This window comes from Streptomyces sp. NPDC030809 (assembly GCF_055572195.1).
Map to the genome: position 1 here is coordinate 43,634 of NZ_JBVIDV010000020.1, position 17,578 is coordinate 61,211.

General features: G+C 74.5%; 14 protein-coding genes and 1 pseudogene. 5 read left to right on the forward strand and 10 right to left on the reverse strand.

The window, feature by feature from the left end; all coding sequences use genetic code 11:
* The first annotated feature begins 238 nt into the window (after positions 1 to 238).
* Complete coding sequence (locus tag ACZ407_RS24945; RefSeq protein WP_468131847.1) at positions 239 to 925, forward strand: hypothetical protein; 687 nt, start codon at positions 239 to 241, stop codon at positions 923 to 925.
* Here the strand turns inward: ACZ407_RS24945 and ACZ407_RS24950 are convergent.
* Together ACZ407_RS24950 and ACZ407_RS24955 are read right to left on the reverse strand one after the other, a co-directional pair.
* The gene (locus ACZ407_RS24950) at positions 904 to 2,019 is read right to left on the reverse strand and encodes a glycosyltransferase (protein ID WP_468131849.1); all 1,116 of its coding nucleotides are present in this window, start codon (positions 2,017 to 2,019) and stop codon (positions 904 to 906) included. The two genes, ACZ407_RS24945 and ACZ407_RS24950, sit on opposite strands and share 22 nt — an antisense overlap.
* Positions 2,016 to 2,555 carry a WcaF family extracellular polysaccharide biosynthesis acetyltransferase gene (locus ACZ407_RS24955; protein WP_468132054.1) on the reverse strand — a complete coding sequence of 180 codons (540 nt, stop codon included), beginning with the start codon at positions 2,553 to 2,555 and terminating at the stop codon, positions 2,016 to 2,018. Before ACZ407_RS24955 ends, ACZ407_RS24950 begins: the two co-directional genes overlap by 4 nt.
* A 104-nt stretch (positions 2,556 to 2,659) precedes the next feature.
* Between ACZ407_RS24955 and ACZ407_RS24960 the strand changes: the two genes are divergently transcribed.
* The 3 genes from ACZ407_RS24960 to ACZ407_RS24970 all read left to right on the forward strand — a co-directional run bounded on the left by ACZ407_RS24960 (position 2,660) and on the right by ACZ407_RS24970 (position 6,356).
* Positions 2,660 to 4,210, forward strand: a complete 1,551-nt coding sequence (locus ACZ407_RS24960; RefSeq protein ID WP_468131851.1) for a hypothetical protein — start codon at positions 2,660 to 2,662, stop codon at positions 4,208 to 4,210.
* A gap of 403 nt (positions 4,211 to 4,613) precedes the next feature.
* Positions 4,614 to 5,147: a hypothetical protein gene (locus tag ACZ407_RS24965; protein WP_468131853.1), complete on the forward strand. Its 534-nt coding sequence runs from the start codon at positions 4,614 to 4,616 to the stop codon at positions 5,145 to 5,147.
* Between the two features lie 189 nt (positions 5,148 to 5,336).
* Positions 5,337 to 6,356, forward strand: a complete 1,020-nt coding sequence (locus tag ACZ407_RS24970; RefSeq protein WP_468131855.1) for a hypothetical protein — start codon at positions 5,337 to 5,339, stop codon at positions 6,354 to 6,356.
* 113 nt (positions 6,357 to 6,469) lie between these two features.
* On the opposite strand, the gene ACZ407_RS24975 is transcribed toward ACZ407_RS24970, so the two are convergent.
* The 3 genes from ACZ407_RS24975 to ACZ407_RS24985 are packed head-to-tail and all read right to left on the reverse strand — an operon-like array spanning position 6,470 to position 10,757.
* A complete protein-coding gene (locus ACZ407_RS24975; RefSeq protein ID WP_468131857.1) occupies positions 6,470 to 7,756 on the reverse strand; it encodes an MATE family efflux transporter in 1,287 nt (428 codons plus the stop codon).
* Positions 7,753 to 9,531, reverse strand: a complete 1,779-nt coding sequence (locus ACZ407_RS24980; protein WP_468131859.1) for a lipopolysaccharide biosynthesis protein — start codon at positions 9,529 to 9,531, stop codon at positions 7,753 to 7,755. Before ACZ407_RS24980 ends, ACZ407_RS24975 begins: the two co-directional genes overlap by 4 nt.
* The gene (locus ACZ407_RS24985) at positions 9,528 to 10,757 is read right to left on the reverse strand and encodes a glycosyltransferase family 4 protein (protein WP_468131861.1); all 1,230 of its coding nucleotides are present in this window, start codon (positions 10,755 to 10,757) and stop codon (positions 9,528 to 9,530) included. Before ACZ407_RS24985 ends, ACZ407_RS24980 begins: the two co-directional genes overlap by 4 nt.
* A gap of 147 nt (positions 10,758 to 10,904) precedes the next feature.
* Here ACZ407_RS24985 and ACZ407_RS24990 point away from each other — a divergent pair, with 147 nt between their 5' ends.
* On the forward strand, positions 10,905 to 11,387 hold the full coding sequence (locus ACZ407_RS24990) for an FAD synthase family protein (RefSeq protein ID WP_468131863.1): 483 nt from the start codon (positions 10,905 to 10,907) through the stop codon (positions 11,385 to 11,387).
* Here the strand turns inward: ACZ407_RS24990 and ACZ407_RS24995 are convergent.
* The 5 genes and pseudogenes from ACZ407_RS24995 to ACZ407_RS25015 form a co-directional block, all read right to left on the reverse strand.
* Positions 11,368 to 12,090 carry a CDP-alcohol phosphatidyltransferase family protein gene (locus ACZ407_RS24995; protein ID WP_468131865.1) on the reverse strand — a complete coding sequence of 241 codons (723 nt, stop codon included), beginning with the start codon at positions 12,088 to 12,090 and terminating at the stop codon, positions 11,368 to 11,370. The two genes, ACZ407_RS24990 and ACZ407_RS24995, sit on opposite strands and share 20 nt — an antisense overlap.
* A 153-nt stretch (positions 12,091 to 12,243) precedes the next feature.
* The gene (locus ACZ407_RS25000) at positions 12,244 to 12,807 is read right to left on the reverse strand and encodes an RICIN domain-containing protein (protein WP_468132064.1); all 564 of its coding nucleotides are present in this window, start codon (positions 12,805 to 12,807) and stop codon (positions 12,244 to 12,246) included.
* A gap of 435 nt (positions 12,808 to 13,242) precedes the next feature.
* A pseudogene (locus ACZ407_RS25005) lies at positions 13,243 to 13,470 on the reverse strand (hypothetical protein); the annotation flags it as partial.
* Positions 13,471 to 13,818: 348 nt separating this feature from the next.
* Positions 13,819 to 15,681, reverse strand: coding sequence for an ABC transporter ATP-binding protein (locus ACZ407_RS25010; protein ID WP_468131867.1), 1,863 nt, complete (start codon positions 15,679 to 15,681; stop codon positions 13,819 to 13,821).
* Positions 15,630 to 17,513 (reverse strand): ABC transporter ATP-binding protein, encoded by a 1,884-nt coding sequence (locus tag ACZ407_RS25015; protein ID WP_468131869.1) that lies wholly within the window; start codon positions 17,511 to 17,513, stop codon positions 15,630 to 15,632. The genes ACZ407_RS25010 and ACZ407_RS25015 overlap by 52 nt, the downstream gene beginning before the upstream one ends.
* Between the last annotated feature and the right edge of the window lie 65 nt (positions 17,514 to 17,578).

Genomic DNA, 17,578 nt, shown 5'->3' on the forward strand with positions numbered 1-17,578 from the left:
TGTTGTGTTGGGGGGCCAGGGGGGGGGGATGCCTCTTTCCGGCCCCCCCCTCCTGTGAGGGGGGGGGGGGGGGCGGGGGGGGGGGGGGGGTTTTCCCCCCCCCCCCCCCCCCCCCCCGCACCCGTATCCGTCGTCGTCCGCATCCGCGCCGCGGTCCGCAGCCGCCCGCGGAGCCGCGCGGCCTCCCGGCCCGCACCCCGAACCACACCGATTGACCCAGTACCACTGGAGCCACCTGATGCGTCCCCTGAACCGGCGCTCCGCGGCCGCGGCCCTGCTGGCCGCCGCCCTCTCCCTGACCGCCTGCAGCTCCGGCGGCGACGCCGAGGAGGCGGGCAAGCCCCACGCGGCGGCCCCCTCCGCAGCGGCGGCCGAACCGACCGACACCACTCCGCAGCCCGCGAAGACCGCGCCGCCCGCGGCCAAGCCGACCGGGCCGGTCGTCTCCGACGACGCGCTGAAGCCCGTCACCGGCTCCTTCACCAAGGAAGAGAAGAAGTACCTCAGCGGCCGCGTGCCCGAGAAGATGGACCCGGCCGCGGTCCTGCAGACCGGTCAGGAGGCCTGCCAGCGGGTCGCCCGCACGGCCAAGCACGACCGGGACGCGGCCGTGGCCTCGATCATCGCCGGCGAGATCCCGGCCGCGAAGGCGGCGATCCCGCACCTGTGCCCCGAGCTGAAGCCCGTGCTGGCCACGGCCGAGACCGGGTTCACCGACGGGGTCCTCAAGAACCCGTCCCCGGGCACCTACCGGGCCCTGACCCCCGGCCCCGACTGCACCTGGCAGGCCCGGGGCAGCAGCGGCAAGAACCTCGGCGCCGGCCCCGGGCCGGGCACCAAGCCCGGCTCGAAGATCACCGCCAAGGTCCCCTCCGGAACGGCGGAGTTCGTCTCCACCGGCTGCTACGCCTGGATCCCCGCGTAGGTTTCCAGCAGGGTGTCCAGGACCGCGTCCATCGAGTAGGAGGCGGCCGCCAGCTTCCGGGCGGCCGCCGACGCGTCCCGGTTCTCCCGCTCGTCGAGCAGTTCCCGTACGGCCGCGGCCACGCCCGCCGGGCCGGGCTCCACGGCCCGGCCCGCACCGGCCGCGGCGATGTCCTTCGCCAGCCCGTTGGAGTGGGTGACCACCGCGGGCACGCCCACCGACAGGGCCTCCAGCACCGACATCGGGAAGGGCTCGTCCACCGAGGGCAGCACGTACACGTGCGCCCGCCGCAGCTCGCGCAGTACGTTCTCGCTGCTCAGTGCGCCCGGTACGGAGATCCGGCCGGACAGCCCGAGCTCCGCGACCCGGCGCTGCACCGCCGGCAGCTCGCCCTCGTCGGGGCCGGCCAGCACGAACTCGGCGTCCGGGTGCGTGCGCAGCACCTCCGCGGCCGCGTCCACGAAGTCCACCGGCCGCTTGCGGGCCTGCAGCCGGGCCGCGTACAGGATCTGCGGGGGGCCGGAGAGCGCGGGCCGCTCCTCCTGCGCGGGGGTCCCGTTGACCAGCCGTACGGCGGTCCCCAGCGGGGCGCCGACGACCGCGTCGAGCCCCGCCCGCTCGTGCGGGGTCAGGTAGAGCACCGCACCGGCGCCGCGCAGCACCCGCCGTACCGCCACCGCGTCGAGGACCTTGGCGAGCAGCTTCTCGCTGGGGTCGACCATGCCGTGGGTCTGGAGCACCAGCGGCTTGCCCTGCCGCAGCGCGGCCAGCGCCACCGGCAGGGTCACCAGGTCCCGCGCCAGGTGCACGTGGACCAGGTCGGCATCGCGCACCAGCCGGCCGGCCTGCGCCAGCAGGGCCGGGGAGGTCATGCCGCTGAACCCGAGCGGCAGCAGCCGCCGGGCCGGGTAGAGCCGGGCCGGGACCCCCTCGACCTCGGTGGGCCACGGATCGCCGAAGCCCTCGCCGAGCGCCAGCAGGGCCGCCTCGTGGCCGCGCGCACGCAGGCCCTTGGCGAGGTTCAGCGCCACCCGGACCGGCCCGCCGAACGCGTGCGTGGGGGAGTGCAGGGTGACGGCGTGCAGGACTCTCACGTGGGCTCCTCCACCGGGCGGCGGGAGCCGTCGGCAGTCTGCAGGGTCAGTTCGGGCAGGTCCTTGTGGACGACGGCGCCGGCGCCCGCGACGGCGTGCCGGCCGACGGTCACCCCGGCGAGCACGGTGGCCCGGGCCGCCACCCACGCGCCGTCCTCGACGGTGATGGGGGCGTTGCGGTAGCGGAAGTCGGCGGCGCGGTGGTCGTGGCTGCCCGTGCAGAGCAGGGCCTCCTGCGACAGGCACACGTGGGCCCCGATGGTGACGGGCTCCAGGTTCAGCAGCCAGGCGCCCTCGCCGATCCAGGTGTGGTCGCCCACCGTCAGCTTCCAGGGCCACAGCACGCGCACCCGGTGCCGGATCAGCACGCCGGTGCCGATCTGCGCGCCGAAGGCCCGCAGCAGGGCCACCCGGAGCCGGGCCGGGCAGAACCAGGCCATGAACACCGTGTTCATCACGGCGAACCACAGGGCCTGCACCAGCAGCCCGCGGCCCTTGTCGTAGCCGGCCAGCGTGAAGGCCGGGAGATCACGCATCATTCACCCCCACACCGGCACCTCCCCGGGCACCGACCGCTCACATTATCGGTTTGCAGAGGACTAGACTGCGGCCGAACTCATGGCACGGGGCGGGGGCACGGTTGGCAACGGACACACGCACGCCGGCGGCCGCACCCGGACCGGCGCCCGGACCCGGACCGGCGCCCGCCGCGGGCGGACCGGGGGCTTCCGTGGACGAGCAGCAGTGGGGCCGCGTCACCACCCCCCGGACCCTGCTCTCGCGCGCCCTGTCGGTGCCGCTCGCCCTCGGCTTCACCGTCTTCCTGCCGCTGATGGTGGCCGTGCAGTCCGGCGCCGGAGCCAAGGACGGCGCCTTCTACCTCCAGCTCGCCCTGACGATGTACTCCGGGGCCCGGCTCTCGGCGATGGTGCTCACCAGCCGCCGCAAGCTGCTCCAGGGCTCCTTCTGGCTGTTCGTCTACATGGCGATGGGCGTGGCCCCGCTCGCCCAGGCGGTCCTCGGCCAGGTGCCCACCCCGGTCGTGGGCCCGCGCACGGACCTGACCGCCGCGATCGCCCTGGTGCTCCTCGGCTGCATCTGCTTCGACGTGGGCGCGCTGCTGGCCCGGCACCGGCCCTCGGGGCGGGCCCAGGGCGGCCGCGAGGAGCCCAGGCCGGTGATGGTGCACCGGCGGCGGCTCCAGCTGCTGACCCTGTTCGCCTTCCTGTGCAGCGGCGTGTTCATCATGAAGCTCGGCGGTCCCGCCGTGTTCTTCAGCAGCCGCCAGGAGATCATCGCGGGCATCGCGGAAGCGGGGGTCTCGGCCGACGACGGGCAGGCCGGGCAGGCCTTCCTGCGCGGGTTCGGCACCGTGCCGGCCCTGCTCGCGCTGCTGATCTACACCCGCTGGCTGGTCACCTCGACCCGGGCCCGCCGGATGCCCTCGGTCATCGCGACCACCGGGGCGCTCGCGGTCCTCAACATCATCGTCAACAACCCGATCTCCAACCCGCGCTACTGGTTCCTCACCGTCATGTTCGCGCTGCTCTTCACCGTCTTCCCGGTGAGCGCCGCGATGTACCGGGTGGCCCTGTCCATGGGCGTGGTCGTGGCCCTGATCATCTTCCCGTTCGCGGACCGCTTCCGGTACGACGAGAAGAACTACAAGCCGGTGGAGACCACCTCGGTCCTGGAGCCCATGGCCCTCAAGGACTACGACCAGATCGGCATGTTCGCGAACACCATCACCTTCGTGAACTCCGGCCCCGGCCACTTCTACGGGCGCCAGCTGGCCGGCTCGGTGTTCTTCGCGGTGCCCCGCAAGGTGTGGCCCGACAAGCCCCGCGACACCGGCGTGATGGTCGGCCAGTGGATGGGCACCGTCAACACCAACCTCTCCTCCCCGATCTGGGCCGAGCTGTGGATCGACTTCGGCCCGCTCGGCATGGGCGCCGGACTCCTCGGCATGGGCTACGCCGCCTCCCGCGTGGACCGCCGCTACGCGAAACGGGCCACCCGCCGATCACCGTCCGGCAGCCTGATCTCGGTGGTCGTCCCGCTCGTCGCGGGCTACTCCTTCATCCTCCTCCGCGGCCCCCTCCTCCAGGCCTCGGGCCGCGTCGCCATCGCCCTCCTCTGCCTGGCCCTGATCGCCACCCACCGCACGGACAAGCGCACCACCCTCCGCTGACCGACCCGCCGCCCCGGAGCAGCAAGGCGGGGGCGGACGGGCCGTCGGACGGCCCGCCCGGCCCGGGACGCGCCCCGGCAAGCAGCTCCCGCCTCAGCTCCGGGATCCGATCGAGGCCGGAAGGGCCGAGGGCTTCATGATCGCTCTGCCCGTGCCGGTCGGCGTTCTGGCGGCCTACGGGCGGCTGTGCAGCCAGGGCTTCACGAGTCGACTGCTGCGCGCTCCGGCGCCGTAGCCCGGGCGGCGGCGTCCCGCCGTCCCGCTCGTCCCGGTGTCCCGGCGTCCCGGGCGGCGGGACGCACTCGGGACGTCACAGGACGGGTGGGACGGGGGAAACCCGCTGCTCAGGGCCTAACGTTCCGGCTGTCCCCACTCCCCGCCCCAGCAAGGAACGGTCTTCCTCATGCAGACTTCGCCCGCCTCCAAGCGCCGCAGCCGGATCCGCACTGCGGCCGTGGCCGTCCTGACGGCCGCCGCGGCGCTCACCGCCACCCCGGCCCTCGCCGAGGGCAACCCGACCGACCCGAACGTCAACGCCGACTTCTACCAGCTGTGGGAGACCCACACGGATCCGGACGGCACCTCGTACTCCGCCCAGTGCGCGGCCCACGACGACAAGTTCCGCTTCCGCTTCTACTACCGGCCCAACTTCGGCGGCGCCTGGCTCAACATCGGGCACAGCCTGTACGACCTCAAGGCGGTCAACGACGGCAACGGTGCCAAGGCGCTGACCTTCTGCTCCGGCGGCGAGGGCTCCGGCCAGAACGTCGCCAACAACTCGGCCTCCGCCTACAACTGGTACGACGGCTACGCCGCGGACGTGTTCTACAGCGCGGGTTACAAGGGCGCGCGCGACCACATCGGCAGCCGTTCGGGCGGCAACCTGGTGAACACCAGGAACAACAACCGCTCCATCCAGTTCAGCACCGTCTGGTAGCAGACCCACCGGTTCGATCGCTTCGATCCGGTGCGGTGCCGCGGGGAGCTCCTCCTCGTCCCGGGACACGGGGGTTCTCGGGACGAGGAGGCCGCGGCACGTCCACCACCGCGCCCCGCACCACCGGCGCCCTCCCCCTGCTCCCGCTCTCCGGGGCCCCGCCCCCTTCGCTCACGTGAGGTTCTGCCGATGACCAACCGCCGCCGGAAGGCTCCCCGTGCCGTCGCGGTGCTGGCCGCGGTCACCGCAGTCGCCGCGGCGGGGTGTGCCGCGGACCGCGGCGACGGCCCCGGCCCGGCCGGACCCGCCGCCGGGCGCTCCGCCACCCCGTCCGCGCCCTCCGGGGCCGACCCGGTGCCGTCCGCCCCCAGGCCGTACTCGGCCGCGGACCCCGCCACCTGGAAGCTCCCCCTGCAGGCCTACTGGCCCACCGAGGCGCAGGCCCGCGTCATCGGCAGGGCGGAACTGACCCTGGTCCGCCAGTGCATGAAGGGCTTCGGGATCCCGTGGGAGCCCTCACCCGAACTGCCGAAGGTCGGCCCCGAGAACCTGCTCGACTGGCGTTACGGGATCCACGACGCCCGGATGTCCGCGAAGAGCGGCTACCAGCCGGACGCCGCGCAGCAGGCCCGCTACGAGGCGGCACTGCGCGCGAACTCCGCCCGGCCGCAGCTGTCCGTGGACGCGCAGGTGGCCCTCGGCGGGACCGACATGCCGCCGGAGGTGGCCGCCCGGGCGGGGGCCGAGGCCCGGCGCGGATTCGTCGCGGGCCGGAAGGTGCCCGCGGGCGGCTGCTTCGGGCAGGCCCGCCGGACCCTCGGCAGCCAGACCCAGGGCGTCTCCGAGCTCGTCCAGCGGCTGACGAACGACTCCTACCCGCGGTCCTCCGAGCAGCCGGAGGTGAAGGCGGTCTTCGCCCGGTGGTCCACGTGCATGAAGGCCAAGGGCTTCGCCTACGCCGCGCCCATGGACGCCAACGACGACCCCCGGTTCCGGCCGCGGCCCGGAGGCCCGTCCCCCGCCGAGATCAGGACCGCGCTGGCGGACATCGACTGCCGCGGCACGTACCGCGTCGCGCAGGTCTGGCACCGGGCGGAAGCGCGGCTCCAGCGGCAGTCGGTCGCCGAGCACGCCGAGGCGCTGGCCGCGGACCGCCGCGCCCTCGACACCGTGATCCGCAAGGCGGAGGACGTACTCGCCGCCTCCTGAGCAGGGCCTCCTGAGCACGGCCTCCTGAGCACGGCCTCCGGAGCAGGGCCTCCTGGGCAGGGCCGCCCGGCCGCCGGCCCGCCGCGGCCTCGGCTCGGGGCGCGCGCCGGGGCTCAGGCGGCGTCGGGAGCGGGAGCGGAAGCGGCGGCCGCCGGCAGGCGGGACACCCGCCACCAGGCCGCCAGCGCCTTCAGCGCGGAACCCGCCGCCAGGCCCCAGGCGGCGCCCGCGGCGCCCCAGAGGGTGTAGCCGCCGAGGAGGAAGGCCACCGACAGGAGGGAGAAGACCACCTGTACCGAGAGGGTGGCCTTGGGGGACAGGACGCGCAGGGTCAGCAGGGCGCAGGTGCCCAGGCCCATCACCGCGTACTGCGCGCCGGTCGCGGGCAGCAGGCCCGAGGCCGACTGCCAGGTGTCGCCGAGCAGTTCCCGGCCGAGCCGCTCCGGCAGGGCGTACAGGACGGCGGCCCAGCCGGCCCCGGTGCCCGCGAGCACCAGGCCGAGCAGGGCCGTGGCCCGGACCACCGCGCGCTTGCCCGCGAGCCGGCCCAGCACCGGCGGGCCGAAGGCGCCGGCCGAGTTGAACAGCACGTTCAGGGGGCCGAACAGGGTGGTGGCGCCGCGCAGCGCACCGACCGCGAGCGGGGTGGCGACCACCCCGAGGCCCAGGACGGCGAGCTGGCTGGAGCCGTTGCCCACCGCGAACTCGACGGCGAAGCGCCGCCCGAGGTGCTCCCGGGCGAGCAGCCGGCGCGGCTGGGCCCGGTGCCCCGCGGTGTAGGGCCGCAGCAGGAGCAGCCCGAGGGCGAGCGCGGGCACCGCGGACAGGCCCCAGACCAGCACCAGCCGGGCCGGGCCCGCACCGTGCGGCTGTACGGCGAGCGCGGCCACCACGCAGACCAGCCGGAGCAGGTCGGCGGCGAAGGCCCGGTCCGGGCGGCGCACCGCGGAGAAGCAGTACCGCAGCCCGTCCTGGAGCAGGACCAGGGGGAGGACCCCCGCGAGGGCGAGGAAGGCCGCACCGCCGGCCCCCGGCACGAACAGGCCGGTGAGCGCGAGCAGGGCGGCGGCGGCCAGGGAGCCGAGGCCGGTGAAGGCCAGCCCGGAGCGGCAGGCCGGCCCGACGGCATCCCCGCGCTCCAGCACCACGGTCTGCCCCACGTAGGCCATGTTCAGCCCGAGCAGCACGCTGAAGGCCACGTAGACCATGGAGAAGGCGGCGAACCCGTCGGCCGTGGACAGCCGGGCGGCCAGCACCAGCACCAGGATGTTGGTGAGGCTGGACGCGGCCTGGTCCCCGACGGAGGCCAGCAGGGCCACCGCCCGCCGGGGTTCGCGGGGCGGGCGGGCGGGCCCGCGCGGACCGGGGGCCCGGTCCGCGGCCGCCTCGGTGTCCGTCACCGGTGGCCGGTGCGGACGGTGCGCAGGGCCACGGTGTCGGAGCCGTCGCCGGGGATGTGCTGGGTGGGGTCGGGCATCCGGGCCTCGGGGTGCGGGTGGGGCTGCGGCCGTGGGGCCGGCTCGCCCCCGCCGTTGCCGCCCCCGCCGCCGTTGCCGCCGCCGTTGCCGCCGCCTCCGCCGCGCCGGCCCTTGCCCTTGCGGCCGCTGCCCTTGCGCGCCTCCTTGGCCTCCTTGCCGTGCGCGGCGTGCAGCACCGCCCCGAGGACCGTGCCGCCGGCGCCGCTGATCAGCTCGCGGATGCGGACCAGGTCGGTACGGTGCACCGCGCGCGGGTCGCAGACCACGAGCACCCCGTCCACGCGGTCCACGAGCGCGAGGGCGTCCGCGTACGAGAGGACGGGCGGGGCGAGCACGACCACGGTGGAGTTGGGGGAGTCGGCCTCGGAGATCAGGCGCGAGGCCCGCTGCGAGGTGAGCGCGCGCGGCACGTTGCGCACCCGCTCGCCCGGGATCAGGTCGAAGGAGCCGGACTCGCCCGCGTCCACGGCGAGCTGCCGCCCGTCGGGCCACTCGGTCTCGGCGGCCCCCGCCATCTGGGACCAGCGCGGCCGGGCACCGGTGTCGGTGCGCAGTTGGCTGGCCAGCACCGGGGTGCGCAGGTCGGCCTCGATGAGCAGGACGTCCTTGCCGGTCTCGGCGAAGGAGGCCGCGAGGTTCACGGCCGCGGCGGCCGCGGTCTCGCTGGAGCCGCGCGGGGCCACCACCAGCAGCCGTCGCCGGTCGGCGAAGCGGGAGTCGTACGCCAGCCGGAAGGCCACCGAGCGGTACTCCTCGGCCAGCCGCGGGTCGGCCTCGCCGGCCGCGAGCAGCGGGCCGCCGCCGGTCCGGTCGCGCGGCAGGGTGCCGAGCACGGGGGCGCGCAGCGCCCGGGCCACGTCGCCGTCGGAGCGCGGGGAGGGGTCGAAGACCAGCCGCACCCAGGCGGCGAGCAGGCCGATGGCGAGGCCGACGGCCGCGCCCAGGGCCAGGGACATCGGCAGGCCGGGGCCGTCGGGGATGGTGGGCGGGGTCGCGGTGCTGGTGACCCGGCCCGGACTCATGTCGAGGGCTTCGAGCTTGGTGATGCTGCCCTGGAGCTGGCTGATCCGCCCGAGCAGGTCGCTCTTGGTGGCGTACGCGGAGTCCCGCGCGGTGCCGTCGGGCAGCCGGGATATCTCCTTGACCAGTTCGTCGTGCTTCTTGGCGATGGGGTCGCGCTGGTCCTTGTACCCCTTGACCATCTTGTCGCGGATGTTCTCGATCGACTGCTGGCGCTTGGTGAGGTACGCCTCGGTCATCGCGTTGGCGCGGCGCGCCGCCTCCTTGGGGGAGGCCGCGGTGTAGGTGAAGCGGAGCACGAGGCTCTGCGGCGGGTTGGTGACCTGGAGTCCGGCGCGCAGCCCGGCGATCCCGGACTCCGGGATGCCCAGCTTCTCGGCCGCCTCCGCGGCCACCGAGTTGCTGAGCGCGGTCTGCCGCTCGGAGCCGACGTTGATGGCCTTGTCCGGCGAGATGCTCGGGTTGAAGGGGTCGTCGGTGGGCGTGCGGAGCACCACGTCGGCGGTGGCCACGTACGTGTCCGCGGTGCTGATGCCGAGCCAGGCGCCGCCGAGCAGGCCCACGCCGATGCCGGCGCCGAGCAGCCGGCGGTAGCGCAGCAGCTGCCGGAACTGGTCCCTGAGGAGGTCCGGCTCGTCTTCGCCCGCCGTCGCCGCGGCGCGATTCGTCTCCGTCACGGCCGGGGACCCCCAAGTGCTTCGTCTATGAGTGCGTCGATGCGGGCCAGGCCCGCGTCGCGGCTCAGGTGCGCCGCCACGTGGCGGGGGCCGGCCGCACCCAGGGCGTCGGCCGCCTCCGGGTCGTCCGCCATGCTCAGTACGGCCTTCAGCAGTGCCTCCGGGTCCTCCGGCGCCACGAGCACACCGGCGCCCGACCGCTCGACCTCCTGCGCCGTGCCGCCCTCGGCCGCCACGGAGGCGACGACCGGCCGGCCGGCGGCGAAGTAGGAGGTGAGTTTGGAGGGCACGCTCATGTCGAGCACCGCCGCGTGCTGGGTGACGGCGAGTACGTCCGCCGCCGCGAGGATATCCGGGAACTCGCCGTCGGCGGCAGGGGGGATGATGTCGAGGTTCGGCACGTCCGCGGACATCGACTCCAGCGCCGACCGCTGACTGCCGTCTCCCATCAGGACGAAACGGACGCGCGGGTCCAGCCGGGCGGCCCCCACGAGCACCTCCAGGCCCTGCTTGAGGCCCATGTTCCCGGAGTGCAGCACCACGGTCTGGTCCGGGGCCCAGCCCAGGTGCCGGCGGGTCAGGCCGCGCGGCCGGGAGGGGCCGGGGACGTGCGACCAGTTGGGGACCAGCCGGATCTTCTCCGGGTCCACGCCCATGGCCACGACCCGGTCCACGAAGGTCTCGTGGATCACACCGACGAGGGTGGCCCGCTTCAGGGCGTAGGCCTCGGCCCGCGCGGCGAGCGCGGCCGCCTTGTCCCCGCCGCTGATCCCGCTCTGCGCGGCCGCGGCGCCCATGAGGTCCTGGACCACGGGCACGAACGGGACCTTCCAGCGCGCGGCGAGCCGGGCGGCCAGCACCCCGCCGGCCAGGCTCGGCATCTGCGCGAGCACGGCGTCCGGCTTCGGCATCCGGGGCGGGGCCACGGCCCCGTGCAGCAGGATCGATCCTTCGAACACGGCCCGCTTCACGGCGGTCTGGGTGGCGGGCACGGTGTGCCTGCGCCGGTGCACGGTCACGCCCGCGCGCTCCTCGGTGCGCCGCAGCGCCCCCCGGTACGCCGGGTCCAGGGACCAGGAAGGATAATGGGGCATACCGGTGAAGACGTGGGTGTCATGGCCGATTTCCGCCCAATGCTCCGCGATCTGGGTCGCGTACGGACCGATCCCGGCATGCTCAGGAGCGTAATTCGTGGATACGAGCAGCAGCCGCTTGCGGCCGGACATGGACACGGAGCGTCCCCTTCCCCCCTGGGTGGTGCGGACGCCACCCTAATCGTTCACCAACACGGCTCGGAATGTGCACGCTATCGTCTGATAATCCGCCGCACTGGGGAGTGCGGCCTGTGGGGGGTACCGATGACGGAGCGAGACATGTCCGAACACCAGACACCCGCGCGAAAGCCGTACCGGGTCGGCTACGCGCCGGGCGCCTACGACCTGTTCCACATCGGGCATCTCAACATCCTCCGGCACGCGCGCAGCCAGTGCGACTACCTCGTGGCCGGGGTGGTCTCGGACGAGATGGCCGAGCTGGCCAAGGGCCGCCGCCCGATGATCCCCCTCGTGGAGCGCCTGGAGATCGTCCGCAGCGTCAAGTATGTGGACGCCGCCTTCGTCGAGACGGTTCCGGACAAGGTCGAGACCTGGAAGCAGGTCCGCTTCGACGTGATCTTCAAGGGCGACGACTGGCGGGGCACCCCCAAGGGCGACAAGCTCGAATCCGACTTCGCCGCGGTCGGGGTGGACGTCGTCTACTTCCCGTACACCGTGCACACGTCCAGCACCCAGCTGCGCCGGGCCCTGGACGCGCTCGCGGAGCCCCTCCCGGAGCCCCTCACCGCCGAACTGCGCTGAGCTCCCTGAACCACTTCGCCAGGAAGGCGAGGAGGAAGAGCGCGGCCACCGCGCCCAGGCCCGCGTAGGCCCACCGGAACAGGTCCCCGCCGCCCAGCAGCAGGAACACCAGGCAGAACACCCCGTAGTCCACCGGCAGCAGCGCCACCGCGCGCAGGGTGGAGGGGGCGGCGGCGGGGCTCCCCGGCTCGGGCTTCGGCTTCAGCTTCTCGGTCAGCAGCCCGCCGAAGAAGGTGACCACGGAGGCGAACTGGAAGCCCAGCGGCACGAGCAGCCAGCCCTCACCGGGCAGTCCGTACGCGTCGGGGAAGCGGTAGAAGGCGATCAGCACGCAGGTGTGCAGGGCCGTGATCTTCGCGCAGTCCACCACGTGGTCCAGCCACTCGCCGGCCGCGCTGCCGCTGCCGCGCAGCCGGGCCAGCTGCCCGTCCGCCGAGTCGAAGGCGAAGCCGACGGCCAGGGCCGCCCACACCGCGACGCCCAGACCCCACGAGGGGGCGGCGAGCGCGACCGCGGCGATGGCCGCGAAGCTGAACGCGGCGCTGACCAGGGTCACCTGGTTGGGGCTGAGCCCCAGCGCGTACGAGCCGGCGGCCAGGTACCGCCCGGCCGGCCGGTTCACGAACCGCGAGTAGAGCGACACCCCCTTCGCGGACTTCTGCGCCCCGCGCAGCTCCCGAAGTGCGGTCCCGACTCTGCCCATGCGCCACCAGATCCCCTCATCGAACGCGGGTGCGTCCATTCCCCCGCCGGAGGGACATCATTGCAGGGCGGCGGAGGGCTGCGGTCCGCAATGGGATGGCGCGGGCGGTCCGCGGGCGGTTCCCGGACGGTTCGGGGCGGTTCGCGGTACGGCTCAGGTGGCGGGTTCGATGGCGAAGAGCTGTCCGGGGCGGGCCGTGCACTGCTCCATGACGGCTTCCGTGCCGGCCGCCGCGGCCGAGCCCCGGATGCCGACGCAGCCGTGGCCGTCCACGCGCAGCACGTACCGCCCGCTGCCGCGCGGCCCCGAGGGCTCGACGTGGAAGCGGCTGCCGAGGGTGCAGTCGTCCATGGGCTCCAGCAGTCCGGTGCCCGCCCCCTCCGACCAGGCCCGCAGGCAGCCCTTGCCGTAGTCGGGGTGGTGCCACTGGATCCGGTAGAGGTCCCGGCCCATCGGCTCCAGCAGGGTCGTCTGCGGACCGGCCTGTGCGCAGGGCCGCTGCACGGCGACCAGCGGGGTGTACCGGCCGTCGGCGACGCGGCCGTCGGTCAGGCACATGCCCTTGGTCGTGAGCGGCTTGATGCGGACCCAGCCGGTGGGGAGGGCGGGGGTCTTGAAACGCTGCTCCGCAGCGGGGCTGTTCGCGGTCGGGCCGTGGTCTCCGCCGGCCAGTACGGCGGCCCCGACCGCCAGCCCGATCCCTACCGCGGCGACCACCGCAAGCACCCGCCCCCGCACCCGGGGGGCTCTGCCCCCGGACCCCCGCGCCTCAATCGCCGGCGGGGCTTGGTGTTGCCGGGCGGCGTCCAGTCGTTGCGCGGTGTCCGTTTCGGGGGCTCCGCCCCCGGGCCCCCGCGCCTCAATCGCCGGCGGGGCTGGCTTTTGCCCCGCGGCGTCCAGTCCTTGCGCAGCGGGGTCCGGGGCGGAGTCCAGTCGTTGCTCGGTGTCCGTTTCGGGGGCTCCGCCGCCGACCCCCCGCGCCTCAATCGCCGGCGGGGCTTGGTGTTGCCGGGCGGCATCCAGTCCTTGCGCGGCGGGGTCCGGGGCGGAGTCCCGGGAAACGGCGGAAGGGCGGGTGGGGGAAGAGGAACCCCCCGCCACAGCCGTCCACGCGGACAGCCACGCCCCCACCTGATCCGCCTCACCACACGCCCGCACGAACACCGCAAGGAGTTCCGGCCGCGGCAGGGTCCGCCCGCCCAGCACCCCCGCCAGCGTGCTCCGCGCCAGTACTTCCCCCCGGCCCGCAGCCCGCTCCTCCAACTGCCGGTACGTCAGCCCCGACCGCTCCTTCAGGGCGCGCATCAGCGCGATGAACTCGGCTGCGTCCCGCGCCCGACCGGGCACGAGCTCCCCCTGGGTCTCCTCCATGGCGGCCATCCTGCCCCGCCCGCGCGCCCCCGCGAAGGGCGATATCCGGACGCCGGCGGACCGCCCCCGCCCGGGCCGGCCTCGGCCTCGCAATTCCGGACAGGCGCTGACCAGCACGGACAGCTGTCCGCTGTCCGGGACGGCACGAACACGTGCACCGTTCGCGGCAGCCGTGCCAATGTCGGTTGCGCGACGATCGCCGGAATTGGCCGCCCCCCGGCCGACCGGCCGAATCCCGTTCCCCCCACCGGCCGGGGGTGCCCGCAAGCACCGGGCACCCCCCGGCCCGCGGGGCGTCGCAGCCGTCGCGGCACGGGGGTCCGCGACGGCAGCACGAACACCCGGGCCCACCCGCCCTCAGACCAGGCTGTCCCGCCAAGCCCGGTGCAGGTCCGCGAACCGGCCCGTGCCGGAGATGAGTTCGGCCGGGGTGCCGTCCTCGACGATGCGGCCCGCCTCCATCACGAGGACCCGGTCCGCGATCTCCACCGTGGACAGCCGGTGCGCGATCACCACGGCCGTCCGGCCGCGCAGCACCGTCCGCATCGCCTGCTGCACCGCCTGCTCGCCCGGCACGTCCAGCGAGCTGGTCGCCTCGTCCAGGATCAGCACCGCGGGGTCGGCCAGCAGGGCCCGGGCGAAGGCCACCAGCTGGCGCTGGCCCGCGGAGATGCGGCCGCCGCGCTTGCGCACGTCCGTGTCGTAGCCGTCCGGCAGGGCGCTGATGAAGTCGTGCGCGCCGATGGCCTTCGCCGCCTGCTCGATCTCCGCCCGGGTGGCGTCCGGCCGGCCGAGCGCGATGTTCTCGGCGACGCTGCCCGAGAAGAGGAAGGCCTCCTGGGTCACCATCACCACCCCGCGCCGCAGTTCGGGCACCGGCAGGTCGCGCAGGTCCGTCCCGTCCAGCAGCACCCGGCCCCCGCTCGGGTCGTAGAACCGGGCGAGCAGCTTGGCCAGGGTGGACTTGCCCGCGCCGGTGGCCCCCACCACCGCCACCGTCTGCCCGGCGGGCAGCGTCAGGCTGAAGCGCGGCAGCACCTCGGCCCCGCCCTCCCGGTAGGCGAACCGGACCTCGTCGAAGACCACTTCGCGGCCCGGGAGCCCGCGGTCCTGCGCGGGCAGCTTCCGCGGCTCGGCCGGCTCCGGCACCGAGGGGACCTGGGCCAGCAGCCCGGCGATCTTCCCGAGGGAGGCCACCGCCGACTGGTACGAGTTGAGGAACATCGCCAGCCGGTCGATCGGGTCGTACAGCCGCCGCAGGTAGAGCACCGCCGCGGCCAACACGCCCAGTTCGAGGGAGCCGGTGGCCACCCGGTACGCGCCCCACAGCACGATCCCCGCCACCGCCGTGTTGGCGATCAGCCGCGATCCGGTCACGTAGCGGGCCATCTCGATCAGGGCGTCGCCGTTGGTCCGCTCGTGCCTGCGGTTGAGCGCCAGGAACTCGGCGTCGTTGGCGCGCTCGCGCCGGAACACCCGTACCGGGCGGATCCCGTTCATCGTCTCCGCGAACTTCACGATGACCGAGGCCATCGCCGAGGACCGCTCGGAGTAGACGGCCTCCGAGCGCCGCCGGTAGCTCTGCACCAGCAGGTACAGCGGTACGAAGGACAGCGCGGCCACCCCTCCCAGGCCGAGGTCCAGCCACAGCAGCATCCCGGCGATGAACACGAACGACAGGATCACCGCCAGGAGTTCCTGGAGCCCTTCGCTCAGCAGCTCGCGCAGCGACTCCACGTCCGTGGTCGAGCGGGAGATCAGCCGCCCCGAGGTGTACCGCTCGTGGAAGTCCAGGCTGAGCGCCTGCGCGTGCCGGAAGATCCGCCCGCGCAGGTCGAGCAGCACGTCCTGGTTCACCCGCGCCGAGGCCCGGATGTAGCCGTACTGGAACCCGCCCGAGCCCAGCGCGCACACCAGGTACCCGAGCCCCACCGCCACCAGCGGCCCGTGGTCCCCGGTGCGGAACGCCGGCACCCCGCGGTCGATCGCGTACGCCACCAGCAGCGGCCCGCCCTGGGCCGCGGCCTGCTGGAGGACCAGCAGCAGCCCGGCCAGCAGCACCCCGCCGCGCCGCTCGCGCAGCAGGGAGCCGAGCAGCCCCCGGGTGGCCCCCGCGGGCGCCTCCAGCTCGTCCCGCTCGATCGCGTCGGAGGCCTCCGCCACCGTGCTCACCGTCCGTCCCCCTCCGCCGCCGGGGCGTGCGACCCCGACATCAGCCATGCGTACTCGGCGCTGTCCCGCAGCAGTTCCTGATGGGTGCCCACGGCCGTCACCCGGCCCCCGGACAGCAGGGCCACCCGGTCCGCGAGCAGGACCGTGGACGGCCGGTGCGCCACCACCAGCGCGGTGGTGTCCGCCAGCACCTCGCGCAGGGCCGCCTCGACCAGCGCCTCCGTGTGCACGTCCAGCGCCGACAGCGGGTCGTCGAGGACGAGGAAGCGCGGGCTGCCCGCCACCGCCCGGGCCAGCGCCAGCCGCTGGCGCTGCCCCCCGGACAGGCTCAGCCCCTGCTCGCCGACCTGGGTGTCCGCCCCCTCCGGGAGCCCGGCGACGAAGCCCGCCTGCGCCGTCTCCAGCGCCCGGTCCAGGTCGGGGCCGCCCATCCGCACGTTGTCCGCCACGCTCGCCGAGAACAGGGTGGGCTCCTCGAAGGCCACCGACACCATCGAGCGCAGCCGCTCCCTGGGCAGCTCGCGGATGTCCCGGCCGTCCAGGGTGATCCGCCCGCCGGTGAGCTCGTGCAGCCGCGGCACCAGCGCGGTCAGGGTGGTCTTGCCGCTGCCCGTGGCCCCGACCAGGGCCATCGTCTCGCCGGGCCGGATGTGCAGGTCGATGCCGTCGAGCACCGGACGGCTGCCGGGCTCGGCGTCCGGGTACCGGAAGCTCACCCCTTCGAAGCGCAGCCCGCCCGCGTCCGCCTCCGCAGCGCCTGCCGCCTCCGCAGCCCCGTGCGGCTCCGTGGTCCCGGCCTCCGCCGACCCTTCGGCCCCGGCCTCCCCGGCCCCGGACTCCCCGGCCCCGGACCCGCCTGCCCTGCCCCCCGACCCCTCGCCCGCGCCCTCCTGAGGCTCGTCGAGGACCTCGAAGTACCGCTGGGTGGCCGTCGCCGCCTCCTGGCACAGGGCCAGCAGATAGCCCAGCGAGTCCACCGGCCAGCGCAGCGCGAGCGCCGTGGACAGGAAGGCCACCAGCGTGCCCGCCGACAGGTCCCCGTCCGCGACCTGCACCGTGCCCAGCACCAGCGCCACCCCGATCGCCAGCTCCGGCAGGGCGGTCATCACCGCCGAGATGCCCGCCAGCAGCCGGGCCTTGTGGAGTTCGGTCTCCCTCAGCTCCCCGGCCAGCGCCCGGAAGGCCCGCGCCTGGCTGCGGTGCCGGCCGAAGCCCTTGATGATCCGGATCCCGAGGACGCTCTCCTCGATCACCGTGGTCAGGTCGCCCGCCTGGTCCTGCGACCGGCGGGAGACCACCGCGTACTTCCGCTCGAAGGCGCTCGCGAGCAGCAGCAGCGGCACCACGGGCACCAGCAGCACCAGCCCCAGCGTCCACTTCTGCATCAGCAGGATCACGGCGCCGACCACGATCGTGACCCCGTTGACCACCAGGAAGGTCAGCGGGAAGACGAGGAAGAGCCGCAGCAGCATCAGGTCCGCGGTGCCGCGCGAGAGCAGCTGCCCCGAGGCCCACTTGTCGTGGAAGGCCACCGGCAGCCGCTGGAGGTGACCGTAGAGGTCCCCCCGCATGTCCGCCTCGACCCGCGACAGCGGCCGGGCCACCAGCCACCGCCGGAAGCCGAACAGCACCGCCTCGGCGATCCCGAGCAGCAGCAGGTACAGGGCCCCGAGCCAGACCCCGCGGGTGTCCCCGGCGGCCACCGGCCCGTCCACGAGCCACTTCAGGACCAGCGGGATGACCAGGCTCAGGCAGGAGGCGACCACCGCGATGACGGCCGCGGTGAACCAGCGGGCCCGCACCGGCCGCACGTACGGCCACAGCCGCAGCAGGGTCCGTACCGCGGACGGTTGGGTGGAGGTTGCATCTATTGAGGACATCAGGCGTGAGCTTACGATTCGCTCCTGACGCTGCCCAGCGAATATCAGTGGACATCCGGGGGGAC